This window comes from Microbulbifer taiwanensis, from assembly GCF_014904815.1.
Classification (GTDB): Bacteria; Pseudomonadota; Gammaproteobacteria; order Pseudomonadales; family Cellvibrionaceae; genus Microbulbifer; species Microbulbifer taiwanensis.
On sequence record NZ_JACZFR010000051.1, the window covers coordinates 1 to 24,054 of the forward strand.

Genomic DNA, 24,054 nt, shown 5'->3' on the forward strand with positions numbered 1-24,054 from the left:
CGGTCCCCCCCGCCCGGGCAGCAGCCCCGGCCCCCCCCCCCGCCGCCCCGGCGGCGCCCCCGCCCGCCGAAGAGGCCGAGGCCGTGCCCGCACTGACCGGCCACCCGGTCAAGTCGCCGATGGTCGGCACCTATTACGCCGCCTCCAGCCCTGGCGCCGAGCCCTTCGTGAAAGTCGGCCAGCAGGTAAAGGTGGGCGATGTGGTCTGCATCGTCGAGGCGATGAAGATGATGAACCAGATTGAGGCCGACAAGGCCGGCACCATCGAATCCATCCTGGTGGAAGATGGCCAGCCGGTAGAATTTGACCAGCCGCTCGTGACCATTGTCTGAGCGGGGTGAATTGGCATGTTTGATAAAATACTGATCGCCAACCGGGGCGAAATCGCGCTGCGGGTTCTGCGCGCCTGCAAGGAGATGGGCATAGCCACAGTGGCAGTGCACTCCCAGGTAGACCGCGACCTGAAGCACGTCCGTCTCGCCGACGAGGCCGTGTGCATAGGCCCCAACCCGTCGCCGCAGAGCTACCTGAACATTCCCGCGATTGTCTCCGCGATGGAGATCACCGACTCGGTCGCGGTGCACCCGGGCTACGGCTTCCTGGCGGAGAACGCCGATTTCGCCGAGCAGGTGCAGAAGAGCGGCTTTACCTTTATCGGCCCCGACGCGGACGTCATCCGCCTGATGGGCGACAAGGTATCCGCCATCGCCGCGATGAAAAAGGCCGGCGTGCCCACGGTACCCGGCTCCGATGGCCCGCTGCCGGAAAACGGCGAACGCTGCCTGGAGATAGCGCGCAAAATCGGCTTACCGGTAATCATCAAGGCCGCCGCCGGCGGCGGTGGCCGCGGTATGCGCGTGGTACACACCGAAGCCCCCCTGCTGAACGCCATCTCGGTGGCCAAAACCGAGGCCGGCGCCCGCCTCCGGGGGAGGCCTTCGGCGACAGTACCGTCTATATGGAGAAATTCCTGCAGAACCCGCGCCACGTGGAGATCCAGGTGATGTCCGACGGACAGGGCAACGCCATTCATCTGGGCGACCGCGACTGCTCCCTGCAACGCCGCCACCAGAAGGTGCTGGAAGAGGCCCCGGCGCCGGGCATCCCCGATGAAGTACGCCAGGCGGTATATGATTCCTGCGTGCAGGCCTGTATTGATATCGGCTACCGCGGTGCCGGCACCTTCGAATTCCTGTACGAAGACGAACGCTTCTACTTCATCGAGATGAATACCCGCATCCAGGTGGAGCACCCGGTCACCGAAATGGTCACCGGCGTCGACCTGATCAAGGAGCAGATACGCGTCTGTGCTGGCGAGAAGCTGTCCCTGAAGCAGGAGGATATCGTCATCCGCGGCCACGCCTTCGAGTGCCGAATCAACGCCGAAGACCCCAAGACCTTCTTCCCCTGCCCCGGCAAGGTGAACAACTTCCACGTCCCGGGCGGCCTGGGCGTACGCGTCGACTCGCACCTCTATTCCGGTTACACGGTGCCCGCCAATTACGACTCCATGATCGCCAAGGTCATCACCCACGCCGAGAGCCGCACCGAGGCCCTGGCGCGGATGCGCGTGGCCCTGTCGGAACTGATTGTCGACGGCATCAAGACCAATATTCCGCTGCAGGAAGACCTGGTGCGCGACAAGGCATTTGCCGAGGGCGGGGTGAATATTCACTACCTTGAGAAAAAGCTGGGGCTCTAGATCGGAAGTGCGGAGCTGCAAGCCCACTAGGGAGTGGAGCTCCGTTAGCAGAACCCCGGGCGGCCCCGCTACCGGGGGCAGCATGCGGGACACGCCGTGAATCCATCCCTGGAGGCTTGTCGGCGAGGTCCCTCTCGCCAACAGTCCCGCATGCTGCCCCCGGTATCAGGGCCTTCGCATCTGCCCTATTCAGCTTTTATCGCCCCTTTCGCAGCCACCGGCCGCTCCTACACACACCATTTACCACTGGCCACTCCAATATGCCCTGGCTCCAACTCCGCGTAGACACCGACCGCGAACACGCCGAAAAGATCGAGGACGCACTGCTGTTTGCCGGCGCCGTGTCCGTCACATTGCAGGACAACGCCGACCAGCCGATCCTCGAGCCCGGTCTCGGCGAAGTGCCGCTGTGGGACCAGACCCGGATTACCGGCCTGTTCGACGCCGAGGTGGACACCGCCGTGGCCGAGGCCAGGGCCGCCTCCTACCTGTGCGAACTGCTGCCCAATGCGCGCTGGGAACAGCTGGAGGACAAAGACTGGGAACGGGAGTGGATGAGCCACTACAAGCCGATCCAGTGCGCAGCCAACCTGTGGATCTGCCCCAGCTGGTGCGAGCCGCCGCAGCCGGACGCAGTCAACCTGCTGCTGGACCCCGGGCTCGCCTTCGGCACCGGCACCCATCCCACAACCTTCCTGTGCCTGCAGTGGCTGGCGCAGGAGGAGCTGACCGGCAAGAGCGCCATCGACTTCGGCTGTGGCTCCGGTATCCTCGGCATAGGTGCGCTACTGCTCGGCGCCGAGCACGCCCTGGGAACCGATATCGATCCCCAGGCACTGATCGCCAGCCGCGACAATGCCCAGCGCAACGGTATAGATCCGGCACGCTTCCCGGTCTTTTTGCCGGAAAAGCTGCCGCGAGCAGCGGTCGACCTGATGCTGGCCAACATTCTCGCCGGCCCACTGGTGGAACTGGCACCACAACTGGTCGAGCTGACCCGCGTCGGCGGCCGCATCTGCCTGTCCGGCATACTCGCGTCCCAGGCCGAACAGGTAAAATCCGCCTATCAGCAGTGGATCGACTTCGACGAGGACGGGCATCACCAGGGATGGGTGCGCCTCAGTGGCACCCGCGCGCGCTGAGCACTACGCGGCCGCGGGTTGGACTGATAGACTTGACCGCCCGATAAATACGATCCGAATCGCATGTCGCAACTGGTTACCCGCTGCCCCCACTGCAGCACCTCCTTCCACGTCAACGAACAGCAGCTACGCGCCGCCAGGGGCGCCGTGCGCTGCGGTTCCTGTCTGCAGGTATTCCGCGCCGACGAGAATATCGTCTTCGCCGAAAGCGACCCCGCGGCCAGCAGGGACCTCGAGGCACTTCTTGAAGATGACGACTTCCTGATTCACGACGATATAGACCTGGAAGACGACCAGGAGAAGGGCCCGGAGCTGGCGCCGCCGACGGTGCCCGCAGCGAAAGAGACGGACGAAAAGATTGCCGGCGAGCCGGCCGAGGATCAGCCACTGATTGGCGAGGCTTTCGGCGACAGTCACTGGCAGGACATCGCCGCATCACCGGCAGTTGAAGACACAGACAATGATGAAGACTTAGGCCCGGCCCTGAAACCGGACCGGGACGACGATCCCTGGGCCAACGAAAGTCCGGAACCGCCGCAGAAGCGCGAGTCTTCACTCTCCACCCGCTGGGAGCAGTCTTCGCGGACGGAGGAATTCTCCGAGCGTCTGGAGCAGATGGAAGCCCACAGCGCTCGCCCCAGGACCAGTGACAGCGAGACCTTCTCCGTCGACCCGTCGCGCGAACAGCTGATCAATGCCATAGAACCAGCACCACTGGAAGTGGCGTGGAAGCCGCGGCGCGACCGGCGCCTGCCCGGCTGGCTGTGGGGGCTGCTGGCACTGCTTCTGCTCGTTGGCATAGCCGCGCAGCTGGCCTATTTCCGCTTCGACAGCCTGAGTAAGCAGCAGCCCTGGCGCGATCTCTATGCCAGTATCTGCCCACTGCTCGACTGCCAGCTGCCCCCGCTGGAGGACCTGCGAGCCATCCGTACCTCCAACCTGGTGGTGCGCAGCCACCCGCAGCTGGCGGGCGCGCTGGTGGTCGACGCGGTGCTGCTCAATACCGCGCCCTTCGCCCAGCCTTTCCCGAGCCTGCTGTTGAATTTCAGCGACCTGAAAGACAAGCCGGTGGCCAGCCGCCGCTTTACCCCGAGGGAATACCTGCAGGGAGAGCTGGCCGGGCGCAAGCAGATGCCGAGCGGCAGCCCGGTACATATCGCCCTGGAGATAGTGGATCCAGGGAGCGAGGCGGTGAACTACGAGCTGCATATTGCGCGCTGAAGTACATTCCAGATGTGACCCGGCGCCGCCTCATGGCGCATAACAACACCAAAATTGCGCAAACCTCAGGCTAAACGCGCAGCGAGCAACCAATTTGCGCGCTTTTTCGCTTTTCCAATGTCGGGGCAGCGGCTATCATAGGCGGCTCTTTTGTTGAGGGCCTGAGGCCGTTCCGCGAGGAACCACGGGCTCTCCCGACGCCCGAGCGGAGCTGCAGTGTCCATCGCCATAGGCCCCTACATTATCGACAGTCCGGTAATTCTGGCGCCCATGGCCGGCGTGACCGACCGCCCCTTCCGCCAACTGTGCCGGAAACTGGGCGCGGGGTTGGTGGTTTCAGAGATGGTGACCTCGGATACGCGCCTGTGGAACAGCCGCAAGTCGCGGCTGCGACTGGATCACGGCGGCGAGAGCAGTGCAGGCGGCGCGCCGATTTCGGTGCAGATCGCCGGCGGCGACCCGGAGATGATGGCAGAGGCGGCGCGAGAGAACGCCAAGCGCGGCGCCCAGATCATAGACATCAATATGGGCTGCCCGGCGAAGAAGGTTTGCAAGAAGGCGGCGGGTTCGGCCCTGCTGCGGGACGAAAAACTGGTCGCGGATATTCTGGAAGCCGTGGTCCAGTCCGTCTCAGTACCAGTGACGCTGAAAATCCGCACCGGCTGGTGCACGGATTCCCGCAACGGCGCCAGGGTGGCCAGAATGGCCGAAGACAGTGGTATCTCGGCCCTGGCGGTACACGGGCGCACCCGCGCCTGCGGCTATCGCGGCCAGGCTGAATTCGATACCATTGCCGAGATTGTATCCAGGGTGAAAATTCCGGTTTTCGCCAATGGCGACATCGCCGGTGCAGAGCGGGCCCGGGAGGTGCTCGACTACACAGGCGCAGCTGCAGTCATGATTGGCCGTGCAGCACAGGGACGGCCATGGATTTTTCGGGAGATAGCCCACTACCTCGCCACCGGCGAGCGGCTGCCCGAACCCTCACTGGAAGAAGTCAGGGATATTTTGCTCGCCCACCTGGGCGAATTGCACCGTTTCTACGGTGAACTGATGGGGGTCCGTATCGCCCGCAAGCATGTGGGTTGGTACCTGAAGACACTCGCGGGGAGCGAGTCCTTCCGCAAGGCCTTTTTCCAATTGGATAGCGCAGAAGCACAACATGCCAGCGTTCAGACCTGGTTTGAACGCCGAATAACGAGAGGGGCACAAGCGGCATGAATAACGAAGCACTGATTCCGGATACCGGCAGCGAAGAGGTATCCGCCGGGGGACAGACTCAACTGGCGCAGCCGCAGCAGCAGTCTCTGCGCGACGCCGTTGAGCAGGCGATGGAAAACTACTTCCGCCACCTGGACGGTCAGATGGTCACCGATGTCTACGACATGGTGTTGTCCGAAATCGAGGCGCCGATGCTGGAAGTGGTGATGAAATACACCCGCCACAACCAGACCCGCGCGGCGCAGCTGCTGGGCCTGAACCGCGGCACATTGCGCAAGAAGCTGAAGCGCTACGGGCTGCTGTAAACCAGCCGCGGCACTACAGCCGGAACAATTTGAGGGGGGATGGGGTCACTCATCCCCCCTCGCTATTTGCTGGCGGCAGTATTCCCGAGCCGCCCAATGGCCCTCCATTGAGGCCAGCAACTGCCCCACCGGGGCCGACCTTTTTCAGAAACCCAGACGGACCAACTGCTATGACTGACAAGGTTGCGATTCGCCGCGCGCTGATCAGCGTATCGGACAAGCGCGGAATCGTTGAATTCGCCCGACAGCTCAACGACTTGGGCGTGGAAATCCTCTCCACCGGTGGCACCCATCGCCAGCTGAAGGAAGCCGGTATTCCGGTGGTGGAAGTCTCCGACTACACCGGTTTCCCGGAGATGATGGACGGGCGTGTAAAAACCCTGCACCCGAAGGTACACGGCGGCATCCTTGGGCGCCGCGGCACCGACGACAGCGTCATGGCAGAGCACGGCATCACCCCGATCGATATGGTGGTGGTGAATCTCTATCCGTTTGCACAGACAGTCGCCAAACCGGATTGCACCCTGGCGGACGCCATAGAGAATATCGACATCGGCGGCCCGACCATGGTGCGCGCCGCGGCCAAGAACCATAAAGATGTGGCAATCGTAGTGAACGCCAGCGATTACGACGGCATCATCGAGGAAATGAAGGCCGGTGACGGCACCCTGGCCCACGCCAGCCGCTTCGACCTGGCGGTGAAGGCGTTCGAGCACACCGCCGGTTACGACGGCGCCATTGCCAACTATCTGGGTGCTATTAAAGATGGCGAGAAGCAGCCCTTCCCGCGCACCTTCAACAGCCAGTTCGAGAAAAAGCTGGACCTGCGCTACGGCGAGAACCCGCACCAGAAAAGCGCCTTCTACGTGGAGGCGAACCCGGCCGAGGCGAGCATCGCCACCGCCGAACAGCTGCAGGGCAAGGAACTGTCTTACAACAATATCGCCGACACCGACGCGGCCCTGGAGTGCGTCAAGTCCTTCAGCGAACCGGCCTGTGTGATCGTCAAGCACGCCAACCCTTGCGGCGTGGCCATTGCAGAGAATATCGCGGTGGCCTACGACCTGGCCTTCGCCACCGACAGCGAATCCGCCTTCGGCGGCATCATCGCTTTCAACCGCGAGCTGGACGGCGCCACCGCGAAAGCCATAGTCGCGCGCCAGTTTGTCGAGGTGATCATCGCACCCTCCGTTTCCGACGAAGCCAGGGCCGCCGTCGCCGAGAAGAAGAACCTGCGCCTGCTGGTCTGCGGCCAATGGGGCCAGGAGCGGGCGCCGGCGCTGGACTACAAGCGCGTCAACGGCGGATTGCTGGTACAGGACCGCGACGACGGCGTGGTTACCGCTGCCGACCTGAAGGTGGTGAGCAAGCGCCAGCCCACCGAGGCCGAGATCCGCGACCTGCTGTTCACCTGGAAGGTGGCCAAGTTCGTTAAATCCAACGCCATCGTCTATGGCAGTGACGGCCGCACCATCGGTGTCGGCGCCGGCCAGATGAGCCGGGTCAATTCGGCCCGCATCGCCGCCATCAAGGCAGAGCACGCGGGACTGGAGGTAAAGGGCTCGGTCATGGCCTCCGATGCCTTCTTCCCCTTCCGCGACGGCATCGACAACGCCGCGGCTGCGGGCATCCGCGCCGTGATCCAGCCGGGCGGCTCCATGCGCGACGAGGAAACCATCGCCGCCGCGGACGAGCACGATATGGCCATGGTCTTTACCGGCATGCGCCATTTTCGTCATTAATGGGCGTCATTAAGAAGCGTCACTGACCATTAACGGGTCACATAAGCCGGCGCACAATGAGCCGGCTTTTTAATGCCCGGGAGAATTCCGGGCTAAAATAGCCCATCCAATGGAATACACCGGCCGACACAGGGGGATTTGAGAATGAATGTACTGGTAATAGGCGCCGGCGGCCGCGAGCACGCCCTGGCATGGAAAGCGGCGCAGAATCCCGCCGTCGATACTGTCTTCGTGGCGCCCGGCAATGCCGGCACGGCGCGCGAACCCAAGCTGAAAAACGTCGCCATCGGCGTGGACAACTTCTCCGCACTGGCGGAATTTGCCGAGGACAACGGCGTCGAACTGACCATCGTCGGCCCCGAGGCGCCGCTGGTGGACGGCATCGTCGACTTCTTCAACGGCCGGGGCCTGCCCATCTTCGGCCCCGGCAAGGGCGCCGCGCAACTGGAGGGCTCCAAGGCCTTTACCAAGGACTTCCTCGAGCGCCACCAGATACCCACCGCCGCCTACCGCAACTTCACCGAAATAGAGCCGGCCATCGAGTATATCCGCGAGATGGGTGCCCCCATCGTCGTCAAGGCTGACGGCCTGGCCGCCGGCAAGGGCGTGATAGTCGCCGAGACGGAGCAGCAGGCGGAGCTGGCGGTGCGCGATATGCTGTCCGGCAACGCTTTCGGCGAAGCGGGTTGCCGCGTGGTGGTCGAGGAGTTCCTGGCCGGCGAGGAAGCCAGTTTTATCGTGATGGTGGACGGTGAGAATATACTGCCGATGGCCACCAGCCAGGATCACAAGCGCGTCGGCGACGGCGATACCGGCCCCAACACCGGCGGTATGGGCGCCTACTCCCCGGCGCCGGTGGTCACCGACAGTGTCTACCAGCGCATCATGGCGGAGGTTATCGAGCCGACGGTCAAGGGCCTGGCGGCGGAGGGCATGCCCTACACCGGCTTTCTCTACGCCGGCCTGATGATCGACGCAGACGGCGCACCCAGGGTGATCGAGTACAACTGTCGTTTCGGCGACCCGGAAACCCAGCCGATCATGATGCGCCTCAAGTCCGACCTGGTGGACCTGTGCCAGGCGGCCCTGGACAAGCGCCTGGACGAAGTACAGGCGGAGTGGGACTCGCGCCCGGCCCTGGGTGTGGTACTGGCCGCCCACGGCTACCCGGGTAGCTACCGCAAGGGCGACGCCATCAGCGGCCTGGACCGCGCCGACAGCGACAACGCCAAGATCTTCCACGCCGGCACGGCGCTGGACGGCGAGCGGGTGGTCACCAACGGCGGCCGCGTCCTCTGTGCCACCGCCCTCGGAGACACTGTCGCCGAGGCCCAGGCCAATGCCTATACCTGTGCCCGCGCCATTTACTGGGACGGCGTCTTCTTCCGCAAGGATATCGGCTACCGCGCCGTAGAGCGGGAAGAAACAGTTGTCGGTGACCAGTGATCCGTGATCGATACGCGGGAGCAATAAATGAGTGAACGCCAACTGACCGGCCTCGACCGGTTGCTGCTACAGGCGGACCGCGCCCTGCGCACCCTGAGCCCGGGTGCGCCCAGCCATACGCGCCCCTCGCCGGCAAAAGCCGAAGACGAGGTGGAGCTGAGCGATGCCGAGCGCCGGCACGCGGCCGGCCTGATGCGCGTCAACCACAGCGGCGAGGTCTGCGCCCAGGCCCTCTACCAGGGCCAGGCGTTGACCGCCAAGCTGCCGGAAGTGCGCGGTGAGATGGAAAGCGCCGCAGACGAGGAGATAGACCACCTGGCCTGGTGCGAGCAGCGGCTGCGCGAGCTGGACAGCCGCCCCAGCCTGCTGAACCCGCTCTGGTACGGCCTGTCCTTTGGTCTCGGTGCCGCCGCCGGCAAGGTCAGCGACCGTGTCAGCCTGGGCTTCGTCGCCGCCACCGAGGAGCAGGTCTGCAGGCATCTGGAGAGCCACCTGGAACGATTACCGGCACAGGACCGCAAGAGTCGCGCAGTGGTGGAGCAGATGCTGGTCGACGAGGAGGAGCACGGCCACACCGCGCTGCAAGCCGGCGGCACCCGCTTCCCGGCCCCGGTGAAGGGATTGATGTCGCTGGTTTCCAGGGCGATGACCTCGGCCAGCTATAGGGTCTGAAATGCGGAATGCTAAATGATGGGTGCGGAATAGATGCACCCATTCCGCACTCCGCATTCATCATTCCGCATTTTCTACCCGGTAGCTGTGCGCTATCTCCACCCCAGCGTTACGCAGCATGATCGATGCGGAGCAGTATTTGTCCGCCGACAGTTCCACCGCCCGCGCCACTTGCGCTTCCTTGAGACCGCGACCGCGCACGACGAATTCCATCTCGATTCGGGTAAAAGGCGCCGGTGTCGCGTCCGGGCGCTCGCCGTTGAGTTCGCAGTGGCAGGAAAAAACGTCCTGGCGCGCCTTCTGCAGTATGCTGACCACGTCGTAGGAGGCGCAGCCGCCGACGCCCAGCAGTATCATCTCCATCGGGCGAATACCGTTGTTCTTGCGCCCGCCTTCCATTACCACCGAATTGCCGCTGCCGGCCTCGCCGACAAAAGTCAGCCCGTCCACCCAGGTCACTCTGCCCTGCATTGCCTAACTCCTTCCGATTAAAGAGGGCGCGAAGCTTACCATATTGCACCCTGTAACCTGCGCGGAAGGATTTTTCCGGTATAGTGGCCAAAACCAGGCTGTCGCCAAAGGCAAATTGCCGGTCAACTGCGCTGCCGGTTGCCACTGAACTCCGCAGCCGTTATAAGGTCAGTCCATGGCATCGCAAAAGTGTCGCAGATCACACTGCGAGAGTTTGCCCGGCCCGGCCACTGTTGGGGACAGGTGTTTAGCGCCATAATTCGCCGGTGCTGCTGCGCATTCCGGCCGGGATCAGGCACAAAATTAAAAAATAAGGAGTAGATCCGTGACGGTTGCTACCGAAGAAACAATGAATATCGGCAATATCGAAGACTTCCTCGCCCACTGCCACCGGCGCCGCTATCCGGCCAAGAGCACCATCATCTACGCCGGCGACCGCTGCGAATCCCTCTACTTCATCATGCGCGGTTCAGTGACCGTATTGATCGAGGATGACGAGGGGCGCGAGATGATCGTGGCCTACCTGAACGACGGCGACTTCTTCGGCGAGATGGGCCTGTTCGACCAGGACACCCGCAGCGCCTGGGTGCGCACCAAGACCGAGTGCGAGGTGGCCGAGATCTCCTATAGCAAGTTCCAGGAACTGACCCGCCAACACCCGGAGTTCCTCTTCGCCCTGGCCACCCAGATGGCCGGCCGCCTGCGCAATACCACGCGCAAGGTGGGCGACCTGGCCTTCCTCGACGTAACCGGCCGCGTGGCGCGCACCCTGCTGGACCTGTGCAACGAGCCGGATGCGATGACCCACCCGGAGGGCATGCAGATCAAGATCACCCGCCAGGAAATCGGCCGTATCGTCGGCTGCTCGCGGGAGATGGTCGGCCGGGTACTGAAGACCCTGGAGGAGCAGGGGCTGGTATCGGTGAAGGGCAAGACGATGGTGGTCTACGGGACCCGCTGAGTCCGGACAACCAGCAGCAGAGAGGGCGATCCATTGGGTCGCCCTTTTTCGTTTGTGTAGCCCGGGAGATGCGATGAAGTGAATGCGCAGGCTCTGCTGCCGGTGGTCTCTTGCGGGACTGTTGGCGAGAGGGGCCGAAGGTGCCGTGAACACCTGGAACGGCCGGGCCAGGGCCACCTCGCCGACAAGCCTACATGGATGGATTTAGGGGGGACGCCTAGCCCGTGTCCCGCAGGAGACCCCCGGCAGCAGGGTCGCCCCAAGCAATCGACAGGGCCACCCCGCAAAGGCGGGCCTTCGGCCCGCCCCCTCTCCCCCAGCCCCTCTCCCGCAAGCGGGAGAGGGGAGCAGAAATCAGTTGAACATCTCCATCAACTTCCGCCCCGGCTCCGCCTCGCGCATAAATGCCTCACCCACCAGGAAGGCATTCACATCGTGACCGCGCATGGCCGCAACGTCGTCGGTGGTGTGGATGCCGCTCTCGGTGACGACGATACGGTCGTCCGGTACCAGGTCCAGCAGCTTGAAGGTGGTCTCCAGCTGTACCTCGAAGGTGTGCAGGTTGCGGTTGTTGATACCGATCAGACGATTGGGCAGCGCCAGAGCGCGCTCAAGCTCCTCGCGGTTGTGCACCTCCACCAGCACGTCCAGCCCCAGCTCCAGCGCCAGGCCGTTCAGGTCGCGCATCTGCGCGTCCTCCAGGCAGGCGGCGATCAGCAGTATGCAGTCGGCGCCGATGGCGCGGGCCTCGCACACCTGGTAGGGATCCACGGTGAAGTCCTTGCGCAGCACCGGCAGGCGCACCGCGCTCCTGGCCTGCTGCAGGTAGGCGTCGCTGCCCTGGAAGAAATCCACATCGGTCAGCACCGACAGGCAGGCGGCGCCGCCCTTCTCGTAGCTGGTGGCTATCTCCGCCGGAATAAAGTCCGGGCGGATAACGCCCTTGCTCGGCGAAGCCTTCTTGATCTCGGCGATCACCGCCGCTTCACCACCCGCCAGCTTGCTTTCGATCGCGGCGACAAAGCCGCGCGCCGGTGCCCGATCCAGCGCCCGCGCGCGCATGTCTTCCAGCGAGCGCTGCTGCCTGCGCTCGGCCACTTCCTGCCACTTGCGCTCGACGATGGTTTTCAGAATGGTCGGCGTGCTCACGATCGATTCCCCCCTTCATTTACAGCCGCCTCGGGGCGGAAGGCACTGGTAAAGGCGGCCAGGTCGTTGATCTTCTCGCCGGCGAGGCCGCTGTGTATCGCATCCTGGGCCATGGCCACGCCCTGCTCGGCGGTATCGGCCACGCCGCTGGCATAGATCGCCAGGCCGGCGTTCAGGGCAATGATATCCGCGGCCTTCTGACCGGCATCGGTGGCGCGCTTGCCCAGAGCATCCCTGATCAGCGCCAGCGACTCCTCGGAACCGGATACACAGAGGCCGTCGAGGCTCTGGCGCTCGAGGCCGAAATCCTCCGGGCGGAGTGTGCGCTCATTCAGATCGCCGCCTTTCAGCTCCACCGCAAAGGTGTCCGCCGCCAGGCTGACCTCGTCCAGGCCGTCGTCGCTGTGTACCACCAGCACATGCTCGGAGCCCAGGCTCTGCAGCACTTCCGCCAGTATGCGGCAGTAGCGTTCGTCGTAGACACCGATCACCTGGCGCCTGACGCCGGCGGGATTGGTCAGCGGGCCGAGCAGGTTGAAAATGGTGCGCATGCCCAGCGCCTTGCGCGCCGGACCCACGTGACGCACGGCACTGTGATAGGTGGGCGCAAACATAAAGCCGACGCCGATGGTGTCGACGCAGCGACCGACCTGCGCCGGTGACAGTTCGAGATATATTCCCGCGCGCTCCAGCAGGTCGGCGGCGCCGCTGCTGGAGGAAACCGAGCGGTTGCCGTGCTTGGCCACCCGCGCCCCTGCGGCGGCGGCGACAAAGCTGGAGGCACTGGAGACATTGAACAGGTTGGCGCCGTCACCGCCGGTGCCGACAATATCCACCGCGTTGGTCAGGTCCAGCTCCACCTTCTTTGCCAGCTCGCGCATCATCTCCACGGCGCCGGCGATCTCGTCGACCGTCTCGCCGCGAATGCGCAGCGCCACCAGCAGCGCGCCTATCTGCGCCTCCTCCGCCTCACCGCGCATTATCTGGCCCATGGTCTCGCGCATCTCGGCGCGGCTCAGGTGCTCGCCGTCTACCAGTTTGGCGATGGCCTGTTGGATATTCATCTCGCTTTCCCCTTTATCGTTGTTCCTTGCCCCGCCGCTCCTACGGGATCCGGATGAACCCCTTTAGGATTCGAGAAAATTCCTCAGCATATCGTGCCCGTGCTGGGTCAGGATGGATTCGGGATGGAATTGCACCCCTTCAATCGCCAGTTCGCGGTGGCGCAAACCCATAATCTCGTCTATTTCGCCGGCTTCCGTCTCTGTCCAGGCGGTAATCTCCAGGCACTCCGGCAGGCTGCCCTTCTCGACTACCAGCGAGTGGTAGCGGGTGGCCTCGAAGGGATTGGACAGGCCGTGGAAGACCCCCAGGTTGTTGTGCACTATCGGTGAAGTCTTGCCGTGCATCACCCGGCCGGCGCGCACCACCCTGCCGCCGAATACCTGGCCAATACTCTGGTGGCCGAGGCAGATACCCAGAATCGGGATCTGGCCGGCGAAGCGTCGGATGGTATCCATGGAGATACCCGCCTCATTGGGCGTGCAGGGCCCCGGGGAGATCACTATCTTCTCCGGCGCCAGCGCGTCTATATCTTCGACCGCTATCTCGTCGTTGCGCACCACTTTCACATTCGCGCCCAGCTCCGCCAGGTACTGCACCACATTCCAGGTGAAGGAGTCGTAATTGTCGATCATCAGAATCATTGTGCGGCTCCTTGTTCGGTTTTTTCCATACGCCGCTGCAGGCGCGCCAGGGATTCCTGGGTCGCACGCAGCTCGCGCAGGATTTCAGTCTGGCTGGGAGGCAACTGCAGCTCGTCCAGGCGACGCAGCTTGGCCTCCTCGAGATTGTTCAGCACCACGCCGATAAACAGGTTGATCATCACGAAGGCGCCCATCACCACGAAGCTGACAAAGTAGAGCCAGGCCCAGGGCATGGACTCCATGGCCGTGTACATGATGTCGGTCCAGTCCTCGAAGGTGACGATGCGGAACAGGCTCAGCAGAGCAATGGGCAGGCTGCGCCAGTGGGTCGGGTCGATCTCGTGGAAAAGGAAGTATCCGGCCACACCGTAGATATAGAAGATGATCCCCATCAGCAACGCGATATGGAACATACTCGGCAGGCTGCGCAGCAGAGTATCCACCAGCAGGCGCAATTCCGGGAAAGCCGACACCAGGCGCAGCACGCGCAAAACCCGCACCAGGCGCGCCAGGGTCGCCAGTGGTCCCGCGGCCGGTATCAGGCTCAGCGCGATAATGCTGAAATCGAAGCAGTTCCAGCCACTGGCAAAATAGCGCCAGGGCCGCTGGCCGTGCGCAGCCATCTTGACTGCCGCCTCGGCGATAAAGGCGGCCAGGATCATCTGGTTGATCGCACCCAACAGCGCACCGAAACGCTCCGTGACCCAGGTCGAGGTCTCCAGCCCCACGGCGATGCCGTTCAGCATGATCAGGCCGATGATTATCTGACTGAAAAGCGGCGCCGCGACTATGCGCTCACAGCGCTCGGCCAGGGACAGTTTCTGCGGAATACTAACTTCGTTCATTGCTGGTGATATTCGTCTTGTCGTTACTGCTGGACAGAGTCTCTTTTTCCGCAAGCGCTATTGCCGCGGCGCGGAAGAGGGCGCGGGCCTTGTTCATGGTTTCATCCCACTCGGCCTGGGGATCCGAGTCGGCCACCAGGCCGGCACCGGCCTGGATATACAGGTGACCATCCTTGATGACCGCCGTTCGTATCGCAATGGCGGTGTCCATATTGCCGTTCCAGGCCAGGTAGCCGACCGCACCGCCGTAGATGCCACGCTTTTCCGGCTCCAGCTCGTCGATGATCTCCATGGCGCGTATCTTGGGCGCACCCGATAAAGTCCCCGCCGGCAGTGCCGCGCGCAGCGCGTCTATGCCGCTGAGGCCGTCCTTCAGTTTACCGATCACATTGGAGGTAATGTGCATGACGTGAGAGTAGCGCTCCACCACCATCTTCTCGGTGACCTGCACGCTGCCGGTCTCCGCCACCCTACCCACATCGTTACGGCCCAGGTCGATCAGCATCAGGTGCTCCGCCAGCTCCTTCGGATCCGCGAGCAACTCCTCTTCCAGTGCCACATCCTCCTCCTCGCTGGCACCGCGGCGGCGGGTGCCGGCCAGCGGGCGCACCGTCATCTCGCCCTCTTCCAGGTGCACCAGGATTTCCGGGCTGGAACCGACCACCTGGTGATCGCCCAGGTCGAGGAAATACATATAGGGAGAAGGGTTCAGGCTGCGCAGGGCGCGATAGAAATTCAGCGGCGGCGCATCGAAGGGCGCAGACAGCCGCTGGGACGGCACCACCTGCATCACGTCGCCGGCGAGTATGTACTCCTTGACGCGGTCGACGCCGCGCTTGAAGGCGGTCTCGCCGAAGTGGGATCTGAACGCAGACTCATCAATGGCGTTGCCGTCCAGGTCCAGCGGTACCGTATCCGGCAGCGGCTGCGCCAGCTTGCCCACCAGCTGGTCCAGGCGCTGCTGGGCGCGCTCGAACGCACTCTCCTGCCCCGGGTCCGCGTGCACGATAAAAATCACTGCGCCGGCCAGGTTGTCGAACACCACCAGTTCGTCGCTGACCATCAGCAGGATATCCGGGTTGCCCAGGGTGTCCGGCGGCGCACTGTCGGCCAGGCGCGGCTCTATATAGCGCACGCAGTCGTAGCCGAAATAGCCCACCAGGCCGCCGTTGAAGCGCGGCAGCCCCGGCAGTTCCGGCACCCGGTAGCGGTGCTGGAACGCCTCGACGAACGCCAGCGGATCGGCGGACTCACACTGCTCCACAACGGCGCCGTCCCGCTCGACGGTAATTTCATGTCCGCGAACACGCAACAGCGTGCGCGCCGGCAGGCCGATAATCGAGTAGCGGCCCCACTTCTCACCGCCCTGCACCGACTCCAACAGGTAGCTGTAGCGGTCGGCGGCCAGCTTGAGGTAGGTGGACAGCGGCGTTTCGATATCCGCCAGCACGCGGCGCACCAGCGGTATGCGGTTGTAACCCGCGGACGCAAGTTGGGCGTATTCGCTTGGGGTCATGGTGACTCCGGGATGATTTCGACAGTGTTGGTTCCCGGGCGGTTCCGACAGACTCCGCCCGCAAGACAGGTGGCACGCAAACGGTTGCGGGCCTCAGCGGGTCAGCGGCACCATCGCCAGCTGTGAATGTGGGGGGCAGTGCAATTCACGGGGGTTTCCTCGTTGCAGGCGGGAAAGTGTACTGGGGACCGGGTGGGGCCGCAAGAGCCCCCGATTCAGCGCAGCCTAAGCCAGTTCACGGCGCATGGCGGCAACGACTTCCCCGTAGTCATCCGCATTGAAGATGGCCGAGCCGGCAACAAAGGTGTCAGCGCCGGCGGCGGCTATCTCGGCGATGTTGTCGCGGGTGACACCGCCGTCGATCTCCAGGCGGATTTCCTGGCCGGAAGCATTGATCAGCGCGCGCGCCTCGCGCAGCTTGTCCAGGGTGGCGGGGATGAACTTCTGCCCGCCAAAGCCCGGGTTGACCGACATCAGCAGGATCATATCCAGCTTGTCCATCACATACTTGGCCACATCCAGGCCGGTGGCCGGGTTGAACACCAGGCCGGCCTTGCAGCCGAGGCTGCGGATCAGCTGCAGTGAGCGGTCCACGTGGCGCGAGGCCTCCGGGTGAAAAGTGATATAAGTGGCGCCGGCGTCGGCGAACATGCGGATCATGTCGTCCACCGGCTCAACCATCAGGTGCACGTCGATGGGAGCCTCGACGCCGTGTTTGCGCAGGGCCTGGCAAACCATGGGGCCAATGGTCAGGTTGGGCACATAGTGATTGTCCATGACATCGAAGTGCACCCAGTCGGCACCGGCAGCCAGCACCGCATCCACTTCCTCGCCCAGGCGGGCGAAATCGGCGGAGAGAATGGAGGGCGCTATTTTGTTATCCGACATTCTGAAATCCTTTATTTGTTCACTTTACCTTCTGCCAGGCGTGTATCCAGCCGCTCCAGGCGCTCCGGGGTGCCCACATCGCACCAGTCGCCCTCGTAGAGTTCCGCCTGCATCTTGTCCTCGTTGTAGGTAAACACCTCGCCCAGACCGAAACAGTCGCGCACATGGGGGTATTCCGTCAGTACCTGCGGTCGCAGCCAGCTGATTCCGGCAAAGGTGTAGCGCGGCTTGGCGGTGCCGGACAGCAGGCCGCTGTCGATACCGAAATCCCCCTCGGGATTGTGTGGCGGATTGGGCACCATCAGCAGGCGACCGGGACAATCGGCGGGCAGCGGCCGCTGCAGCCAGCGGGCCAGGTCGAAATCGCACCAGACATCGCCGTTGACGACCAGGAAGGGATCCTCGCCCAGCAGTGGCAGCGCCTTCAGTATGCCGCCGGCAGTTTCCAGCGGCTCCTCCTCCCGCTCGACCGAGTAGCGGATCTCCAGCCCCCAGCGCTCACCGCTGCCCAGCTGCTCGCGGATCTTCGGCCCCAGGTAGCCGAGATTGATTACCACACGCTCAACCCCGATACGGGCCAATCGGTCCAGGGCGTATTCGATCAGCGGCTTGCCGGCTACCGGCAGCAGCGGCTTGGGTGTGCTGTCGGTGAGCGGGCGCATGCGCTTGCCGAAACCGGCGGCCAGCACCATCGCTGTGGGAATGGGGTTCTTGTTGCTAAGGGTCATCGAAATTTTCTTTGTAATTACGCGTTCTGCTCTCCGGCACTGCGGTAGTCCCTGTACCAGTCCTGGCGCTCAATGCGCGGCAATAGCTCGGCGCGGAACCAGTCGGCAAAGGGCTTCAGTTCAGGGTAGCGCTCGGACACCTCCAGCGCATAACGGATCACCAGCGGCAGGTCGGGCAGGTAACCCTGCTTACCGTCGCGCAGGTAGAGACGCGGGAAAAGACCCAGCACCTTGATATGCCGCTGCAGCCCCATCCAGTCGAACCAGCGCAGGAAGGTCTGCGGCGCCACTGACTCCAATACCCCGGCGGCCTCGGCGGTGGCGGCATAGGAAAGCACCCAGCGTTCTACCCGCTCCCGCGGCCAGCGTATATAGCAGTCGCGCAGCAGCGATGCCAGGTCGTAGGTCACAGGACCCCAGACTGCATCCTGGAAATCCACCACCCCGGGGCGCTCGCCGTCGCGGATCATCAGGTTGCGGCTGTGGTAATCGCGGTGCACCAGCACCTGGGGCTGCTCCGCGGCGCTGTCCAGCAGCAGGCCGAAGATAGTTTCCAGCAGGCGGCTGTCTGCATCGCCGAGTTCGTAGCCGAGCAGTTTTTGCGCCAGCCATTCGGGCAGTATGCGCATTTCCGTCAGCAGAAGCTCGCGATTGTAGGGCGGGAAGAGGTCGTCTGCCGGCGGAATCTGCTGCAGACACAGCAGCTCGCTCAAAACTTCCGCATAGAGCCCTTCGACACTGTCGCCATCGAGCCGACTGAGCAGCTGGCAGTCACCCAGGTCCTCCAGCAGCATAAAACCCTGCTCTACATCCGCAGCTGCCACCATCGGCGTGTGAATACCGTGGCGGCGCAGATAGTCCGCCACGGCGACAAAGCGCGCGGGATTGGTACGCTGCGGCGGCGAATCCACCGCGACCAGGCGCGGCTCGGTCAAGGTGCGAAAATAGCGGCGAAAGCCTGCATCGCCGGCCAGCGTCTGCAAGGGCACGGGATTGCCCAGCTCCAGAGCGCGCCCCGCCCAGAGACTCAGCGCCTCTCGCCTTTCATCTGTTCCGCCGTTCAAAGGCTCACTCATGCGCCGTTACTACTCCAGTGATCTGGCCGCATTGTAACCTCGACATCGGCGGCGTCCAGCAACGGCCGTACAAACCCCCGCGATATCACACCGGTAAGCGGCTATTAACCACATCTACATTCAAGTAGAATCGTCCGCTGATTTTCGCACGGGCACCCCCTGCGCCTCCCGACGGAAGAAAACTAAAGATAGCCGGAACATATCACCTGATGCTGGAAGCTTCCCGGTGGCGCCGCCTGGCGCTGGCAATCGGACAAATTTCACGCCCCCGCTCACTCGCCATCGGCCTGATCGCCGCGCAGCCGCTGTGGGCCAATGCGACCGAGCAGGCGACCACCGACGAGTCGTTCACCGGGCTCGAGGAAACCCCCTACCTGTACCTGGACTGGTTGCCCAAATGGCAGCTGACCCCGGAGCAGCGCGCCGCCATGCCCGCCGTCTGTTCCGGCGCTTTTGTCGCGCCGCCGCGCAACTATGCGGACGCCCATCTGGCGCCGGATGAGGCCCCCCTGCGCGCCACCGCCGATGAATCCAAATGGCTCGACGACGGCACCGCCGAGCTGCGCGGCAATGTGCATATCACCCAGGGCTATCGCCAGCTATTTGCCGATCAGGTGGATGTGAATCGCAACGAGAGCACGGCCTACCTGCGCGGCGCCATCGAAATGCGCGAGCCCAGCCTGCTGGTGCGCGGCGCCGCGGCGCAGGTGCACACCGACAGCCGGGCCGCCGCCATCGAGGATGCCACCTATGTGATTCACGACGCCTTTGTACACGGTAGCGCCAGTCACGCAGCCCGCGAGGCCAGCGGCGAGCTGACCCTGACCCAGGGTAACTACACCCGCTGCGAGCCGGGCGAGGAAATCTGGCGGGTCACCGGCGGCCAGATCACCATCGACAATGTGGAACGCCAGGGAGTGGCGCGGGACGTGCGCCTGGAAATCGTCGACGTACCGGTATTCTACTTCCCCTACCTGCGCTTCCCCGTGGGCGATGCGCGCCTGTCCGGCTTCCTGTTCCCGAGCCTCAGCAACAGCGAAGAGAACGGCTGGGATGTCGCCATCCCCTATTACTGGAACATCGCGCCACAACTGGACGCCACCATAGTGCCCCGCTATATCCAGTACCGTGGCACTGGCGCGGAAGTGGAAGTGCGCCACCTGAGCCAGTTGTTCAATACCGAAGTGCGCCTAGCCGGCCTGCCGAACGACAAGGGCGGCGACGACGAGGACGCACGCGACCTGATCCGGGCCGGCTTTCCCGAGGATCTGGTACTGCCCGCCAAGGGCGAGGACCGCTGGCTGCTAAACCTGGAACAGCAGGGCGGCAATGACAGCTTCTGGCGCACCAGTATCGACTACACCAAGGTCAGTGACCCAGACTACTTCCGCGACCTGGACACCGCCAACCTGAGCGTGTCCGCCGAGACCAAAGTCAACCAGACGATACAGGGCAGCCTCAGCAGCGAGCACTGGCAGGCGACACTGCGCGGCCAGGACTACCAGTTGCTGCAAAAAGACAGATTCGACACCTACGCCCAGCTGCCACGCCTGGATGTGGATGGCAACTACCGCTGGGGCGACTGGCTGCTGTCGATGCAGAACGAGGTTACCAGCTGGGATCACGACGATACCCAGACCATCCGCTTTATCGCTGACACCGCTGATCCCGACAGCGTCACAGAACGCACGCGCAACTTCGTCACCGGCGAACGCTACCGCCTGGACTACGAACTCTACTGGGACAAGCAGTGGCTGTGGGGCTATGTAAAGCCAGGCCTGGCGGCACGCTACCTGAGCTACCGCCTGGATGACCAGTTCCTGAAGCCGGAGAGCAGCGATACACCGGAAGCGTCCGCGGGTCAGTTTACCCTGGATACGGGCCTCTATTTCGAGCGCGACGGCCTCGCCTTCGGGCGCGACTATGTACAGACGCTGGAACCGCGCCTGTTTGCCCTGGTCAGCAGCGACGCCGACCAGAGCGACTTTATCGATATCAGCCAGAGTCCACGGGACGGCGGCAACGACCTGCTGTTCGACACCTCACTGTTCACCTTCAGCTACGACCAGCTGTTCCGCGACAGTCGCTTTACCGGCAACGACCGCATCGACGACGCCGACCGGGTGGCGCTGGGCCTGACCACGCGCTTTATCGATCCCGCCAGCGGTCGCGACCTGCTGTCCGCCAGTGTCGGGCAAATCTTCTATTCCGACGATGCGCGCATCGGCCGCAGCGACTTTATTCAGGACTCCCCGCGCTCCGAATTGGCCGCGCGCCTGGAGAGCCGCCCCATCCAGTCCCTGCGTATCGGCAGCGAGATCGTCTACGACGAAAGCGAACACAATATCAACCGCGGCAACTTCAGCCTGCGCTACCTGGACGAGGATTTCCGCATCTTCAACCTCGGCTATGTCTACCAGCGCAATGACAACGAGCTCATCCTGGCCGATGGTGAGGTGACGGACGAATCCGTCCGCCAGGGCAATGCCTCGGCAGTTTTACCGGTCAACGCCCACACCTCTATACTGGCGGGCGCCAACTATGATTTCACCTACAACCGGGAACTGGAATATCTGGTCGGCGTCGAATATGACAGCTGCTGTTACCGCGCGCGCCTCGTGTGGCGCCGCTCCCTGGACAACGATCTCGCGGATGTTGTGGACCCGGAGGACCTCGAATTCGACCAGGGGGTCTACCTGGAGCTGCAGTTGAAGGGGCTCGCCGGCCTCGGCACCACCGTCACGCGCATGCTCAGCCAGGGCATTGCCAATTTTGATCAGAGAGAAATACTGAAACAGTGATGAGAATAATGAAGATGTTCGCTTCCAAGAGCGGCCAGCTGGCGCTACTGGCAATGTGCGCCCTGTTCGCCAATACCGTTTCGGCCCAGGTACAGACCCTCGATCGGGTGGTCGCCGTGGTGGACGACGACGTGGTGATGGCCAGCGAACTGCAGCAGCGTATGAGTACCATCATGAACCAGATTCAGGCGCAGCAGGTGCAGGCCCCGCCGGCCGATATCCTGCAACGCCAGGTGCTGGAACAACTGATTATCGAGCGGCTGCAACTGCAGATGGCCTCGCGCGCCGGCGTCACCGTCTCGGAAGCAGAGTTGGACCAGGCCATAGCACGGGTGCAGCAGAACGCCGGCGTCAGCCCGGAACAGTTCCGCCAGCGGCTGGCCGCCGACGGCCTGTCGATGAAAACCTTCCGCCAGCAGATCCGCCAGGAGCTGCTGATCCGCCGTGTCGAGCAGGGCAGCGTCAACCGCCGTATCCAGATCACAGACCAGGATATCGACAACTTCCTGCGCTCCAAGGAGGGCGAATTCTGGAAGTCACCGCAATACGAATTGGGCCATATCCTGATCCCGGTCAGCTCCAGCGCCCCCAGCGACGAAGTGACCAAGGCGCGCGAAAAAGCCGAGCAACTCGCCGGACAGTCCCGGGGGGGCGTTGACTTCCGTCGCCTCGCCATCGCCAACTCCGCCGGCCAGAATGCGCTTGCCGGCGGCGATCTCGGCTGGCGCAAGACAGTGGAGCTGCCGACCCTGTTCGCCGACGCTCTGGACGGTCTCACCGTCGGCGATGTCACCGACCCCTTCCGCAGTGACGCCGGATTCCACTTGCTGAAGATCCACGCCCAGCGTGGATCTACCGAACAGGTGGTGGAGCAGACCAAGGTGCGCCATATCCTGGTCAAGCCCTCGGCCATTCTCAGCGACGACGACGCCTACAACAAACTGGTCGAGTTGCGCCAGCAGATTCTCGACGGTGCCGATTTCGGCGAGCTGGCGCGGGAGAACTCCGAGGATATCGGCACCATGCTCTCCGGCGGCGACCTGGGCTGGTCCATGCCCGGCCAGTTCGTGCCCGAGTTCACCCAGGCCATGGACAATACGCCAGTGGGCGAGGTGACCATGCCATTCCGCAGCCAGTTCGGCTGGCATATTCTCCAGGTAGAGGGGCGACGCAAGCAGGATATGACCGACCAGTATATCCGCAACCAGGCCGCCAATCTGTTGCGCAACCGCCGCTACGAGGAAGAGCTGCAGAACTGGCGTCGCGAAATCCGCGACCAGGCCTATGTTGAAATCAAGCTGCCGGATATGCCGGAAGAGCCCTCTGAAACCGAAGGTGAAGCACAGCAGTAATTCCGCCCAGTAGGAGCGGCGGGGCGGCCGTCCGCCCATGGCCGCGATCAGGGATGGGACAGGCAAATGCCGGGCACCCGTTGCCCGGTATTTTTATTGATTGGACCGGCGAAAACATGATCCCCAGAATCGCCCTCACCCCCGGCGAGCCCGCCGGCATAGGCCCAGAGCTGGCCGTCAAGCTAGCCAATGCCGGCAGCACGGCGCAAATCGTCGCGGTAGCCGATCCACAGCTGCTGGAGCAGACCGCCGCGCAACTGCGCCAGCCCCTGAAGCTGCTGCCTTTCGATCCCCGGGCGCCCGCCACACCAACCCCCAGCGGCAGCCTCTATATCCAGCCGGTGTCGATGGCCGAGCCAGCCCAGGCGGGCCGGCTCAATACCCCCAACGCCCCCTACGTACTGGAAACACTGCGCAGCGCCGCCGAGGGCTGCCTGGCGCGGCGCTTCGACGCCCTGGTAACGGGCCCGGTGCACAAGGGCGTGATCAACGACGCCGGTATCGTCTTCAGCGGCCACACCGAATTCTTTGCCGAGCTCGCCGGTGTCGAGCGCGTAGTGATGATGCTTGCGGCGGAAGAACTGCGCGTAGCCCTGGTGACCACGCACCTGCCGCTCAAGGACGTCAGCGCCGCCGTTACCGGTCCGCGTCTGGAGCAGATCATCACCATACTGCACCGCAGCCTGCGCGATCAGTTCCGCATCGAGACCCCCCGTATCGGCGTCTGCGGCCTCAACCCCCACGCCGGCGAGGGCGGCCATCTGGGGCGAGAGGAGATAGAGATCATAGAGCCGGCCCTGGACAAGCTGCGCGCCCTGGGCCTGCAACTGATAGGTCCTCTGCCCGCCGACACCCTCTTCACACCGCCACAGCTGGCGCGCTGTGACGCGGTGCTGGCCATGTATCACGACCAGGGCCTGCCGGTGTTAAAATTCAAGGGCTTCGGCCACGCGGTCAATATCACCCTCGGACTGCCGTTCATCCGCACCTCGGTGGACCACGGCACCGCGCTCAATATCGCCGGCCAGGGTGTGGCCGACAACGGCAGTCTGCAGGCGGCGCTGGCCGAGGCGATTCAGCTGGCCAAACTGCGCAGCCTGTAAACCTCTT

21 protein-coding genes and 1 pseudogene are annotated in these 24,054 nt (G+C 63.5%); 13 read left to right on the forward strand and 9 right to left on the reverse strand.

Annotated features, from left to right (window positions below):
• From accB to coq7, 9 genes and pseudogenes are all read left to right on the forward strand, one after another.
• Nucleotides 1–332, forward strand: a 332-nt coding sequence (gene accB, locus IG627_RS16865; protein ID WP_193193786.1) for an acetyl-CoA carboxylase biotin carboxyl carrier protein, incomplete at its 5' end; no start/stop codon positions are given.
• A gap of 15 nt (nucleotides 333–347) precedes the next feature.
• A pseudogene (gene accC / locus IG627_RS16870) lies at nucleotides 348–1,702 on the forward strand (acetyl-CoA carboxylase biotin carboxylase subunit).
• Between the two features lie 260 nt (nucleotides 1,703–1,962).
• Entirely contained in the window at nucleotides 1,963–2,844 is an 882-nt protein-coding gene (gene prmA, locus IG627_RS16875) for a 50S ribosomal protein L11 methyltransferase (RefSeq protein WP_193193788.1), read from the forward strand.
• Nucleotides 2,845–2,907: 63 nt separating this feature from the next.
• Nucleotides 2,908–4,065 carry a DUF3426 domain-containing protein gene (locus IG627_RS16880; RefSeq protein ID WP_193193789.1) on the forward strand — a complete coding sequence of 386 codons (1,158 nt, stop codon included), beginning with the start codon at nucleotides 2,908–2,910 and terminating at the stop codon, nucleotides 4,063–4,065.
• A 270-nt stretch (nucleotides 4,066–4,335) separates the two neighbouring features.
• The gene (gene dusB / locus IG627_RS16885; RefSeq protein WP_264300020.1) at nucleotides 4,336–5,286 is read left to right on the forward strand and encodes a tRNA dihydrouridine synthase DusB; all 951 of its coding nucleotides are present in this window, start codon (nucleotides 4,336–4,338) and stop codon (nucleotides 5,284–5,286) included.
• Nucleotides 5,283–5,591: a DNA-binding transcriptional regulator Fis gene (gene fis / locus IG627_RS16890; RefSeq protein WP_193193793.1), complete on the forward strand. Its 309-nt coding sequence runs from the start codon at nucleotides 5,283–5,285 to the stop codon at nucleotides 5,589–5,591. The genes dusB and fis overlap by 4 nt, the downstream gene beginning before the upstream one ends.
• A 170-nt stretch (nucleotides 5,592–5,761) precedes the next feature.
• The gene (gene purH / locus IG627_RS16895; protein WP_193193795.1) at nucleotides 5,762–7,333 is read left to right on the forward strand and encodes a bifunctional phosphoribosylaminoimidazolecarboxamide formyltransferase/IMP cyclohydrolase; all 1,572 of its coding nucleotides are present in this window, start codon (nucleotides 5,762–5,764) and stop codon (nucleotides 7,331–7,333) included.
• 144 nt (nucleotides 7,334–7,477) lie between these two features.
• Complete coding sequence (purD, locus tag IG627_RS16900; protein WP_193193797.1) at nucleotides 7,478–8,779, forward strand: phosphoribosylamine--glycine ligase; 1,302 nt, start codon at nucleotides 7,478–7,480, stop codon at nucleotides 8,777–8,779.
• Between the two features lie 27 nt (nucleotides 8,780–8,806).
• Nucleotides 8,807–9,451, forward strand: a complete 645-nt coding sequence (gene coq7 / locus IG627_RS16905) for a 2-polyprenyl-3-methyl-6-methoxy-1,4-benzoquinone monooxygenase (RefSeq protein WP_193193799.1) — start codon at nucleotides 8,807–8,809, stop codon at nucleotides 9,449–9,451.
• A 60-nt stretch (nucleotides 9,452–9,511) separates the two neighbouring features.
• Here the strand turns inward: coq7 and IG627_RS16910 are convergent, their stop codons facing one another.
• Nucleotides 9,512–9,922, reverse strand: coding sequence for an OsmC family protein (locus IG627_RS16910; protein ID WP_193193801.1), 411 nt, complete (start codon nucleotides 9,920–9,922; stop codon nucleotides 9,512–9,514).
• Nucleotides 9,923–10,271: 349 nt separating this feature from the next.
• Between IG627_RS16910 and crp the strand changes: the two genes are divergently transcribed.
• Nucleotides 10,272–10,883, forward strand: coding sequence for a cAMP-activated global transcriptional regulator CRP (crp, locus tag IG627_RS16915; RefSeq protein WP_193193874.1), 612 nt, complete (start codon nucleotides 10,272–10,274; stop codon nucleotides 10,881–10,883).
• Between the two features lie 354 nt (nucleotides 10,884–11,237).
• On the opposite strand, the gene trpC is transcribed toward crp, so the two are convergent.
• The 8 genes from trpC to IG627_RS16955 form a co-directional block, all read right to left on the reverse strand.
• Nucleotides 11,238–12,035, reverse strand: coding sequence for an indole-3-glycerol phosphate synthase TrpC (gene trpC, locus IG627_RS16920; RefSeq protein WP_193193876.1), 798 nt, complete (start codon nucleotides 12,033–12,035; stop codon nucleotides 11,238–11,240).
• On the reverse strand, nucleotides 12,029–13,096 hold the full coding sequence (trpD, locus tag IG627_RS16925; protein WP_193193802.1) for an anthranilate phosphoribosyltransferase: 1,068 nt from the start codon (nucleotides 13,094–13,096) through the stop codon (nucleotides 12,029–12,031). The genes trpC and trpD overlap by 7 nt, the downstream gene beginning before the upstream one ends.
• Before the next feature lie 63 nt (nucleotides 13,097–13,159).
• The gene (locus IG627_RS16930) at nucleotides 13,160–13,738 is read right to left on the reverse strand and encodes an anthranilate synthase component II (RefSeq protein WP_193193804.1); all 579 of its coding nucleotides are present in this window, start codon (nucleotides 13,736–13,738) and stop codon (nucleotides 13,160–13,162) included.
• Nucleotides 13,735–14,583: an ion transporter gene (locus tag IG627_RS16935; RefSeq protein ID WP_193193806.1), complete on the reverse strand. Its 849-nt coding sequence runs from the start codon at nucleotides 14,581–14,583 to the stop codon at nucleotides 13,735–13,737. The genes IG627_RS16930 and IG627_RS16935 overlap by 4 nt, the downstream gene beginning before the upstream one ends.
• Nucleotides 14,570–16,099 (reverse strand): anthranilate synthase component I, encoded by a 1,530-nt coding sequence (gene trpE, locus IG627_RS16940; RefSeq protein WP_193193808.1) that lies wholly within the window; start codon nucleotides 16,097–16,099, stop codon nucleotides 14,570–14,572. Before trpE ends, IG627_RS16935 begins: the two co-directional genes overlap by 14 nt.
• A 225-nt stretch (nucleotides 16,100–16,324) precedes the next feature.
• The gene (rpe, locus tag IG627_RS16945; protein ID WP_193193809.1) at nucleotides 16,325–16,987 is read right to left on the reverse strand and encodes a ribulose-phosphate 3-epimerase; all 663 of its coding nucleotides are present in this window, start codon (nucleotides 16,985–16,987) and stop codon (nucleotides 16,325–16,327) included.
• A gap of 11 nt (nucleotides 16,988–16,998) precedes the next feature.
• Nucleotides 16,999–17,715 carry a nucleotidyltransferase family protein gene (locus IG627_RS16950; protein ID WP_226865339.1) on the reverse strand — a complete coding sequence of 239 codons (717 nt, stop codon included), beginning with the start codon at nucleotides 17,713–17,715 and terminating at the stop codon, nucleotides 16,999–17,001.
• Between the two features lie 17 nt (nucleotides 17,716–17,732).
• Complete coding sequence (locus IG627_RS16955) at nucleotides 17,733–18,791, reverse strand: aminoglycoside phosphotransferase family protein (RefSeq protein WP_193193811.1); 1,059 nt, start codon at nucleotides 18,789–18,791, stop codon at nucleotides 17,733–17,735.
• 209 nt (nucleotides 18,792–19,000) lie between these two features.
• Here IG627_RS16955 and IG627_RS16960 point away from each other — a divergent pair, with 209 nt between their 5' ends.
• From IG627_RS16960 to pdxA, 3 genes are all read left to right on the forward strand, one after another.
• Complete coding sequence (locus IG627_RS16960; RefSeq protein WP_193193813.1) at nucleotides 19,001–21,592, forward strand: LPS-assembly protein LptD; 2,592 nt, start codon at nucleotides 19,001–19,003, stop codon at nucleotides 21,590–21,592.
• A complete protein-coding gene (locus IG627_RS16965) occupies nucleotides 21,592–22,944 on the forward strand; it encodes a peptidylprolyl isomerase (RefSeq protein ID WP_226865342.1) in 1,353 nt (450 codons plus the stop codon). Before IG627_RS16960 ends, IG627_RS16965 begins: the two co-directional genes overlap by 1 nt.
• 116 nt (nucleotides 22,945–23,060) lie before the next feature.
• Nucleotides 23,061–24,047 (forward strand): 4-hydroxythreonine-4-phosphate dehydrogenase PdxA, encoded by a 987-nt coding sequence (gene pdxA, locus IG627_RS16970; protein ID WP_193193817.1) that lies wholly within the window; start codon nucleotides 23,061–23,063, stop codon nucleotides 24,045–24,047.
• The last annotated feature ends 7 nt before the right edge of the window (nucleotides 24,048–24,054 follow it).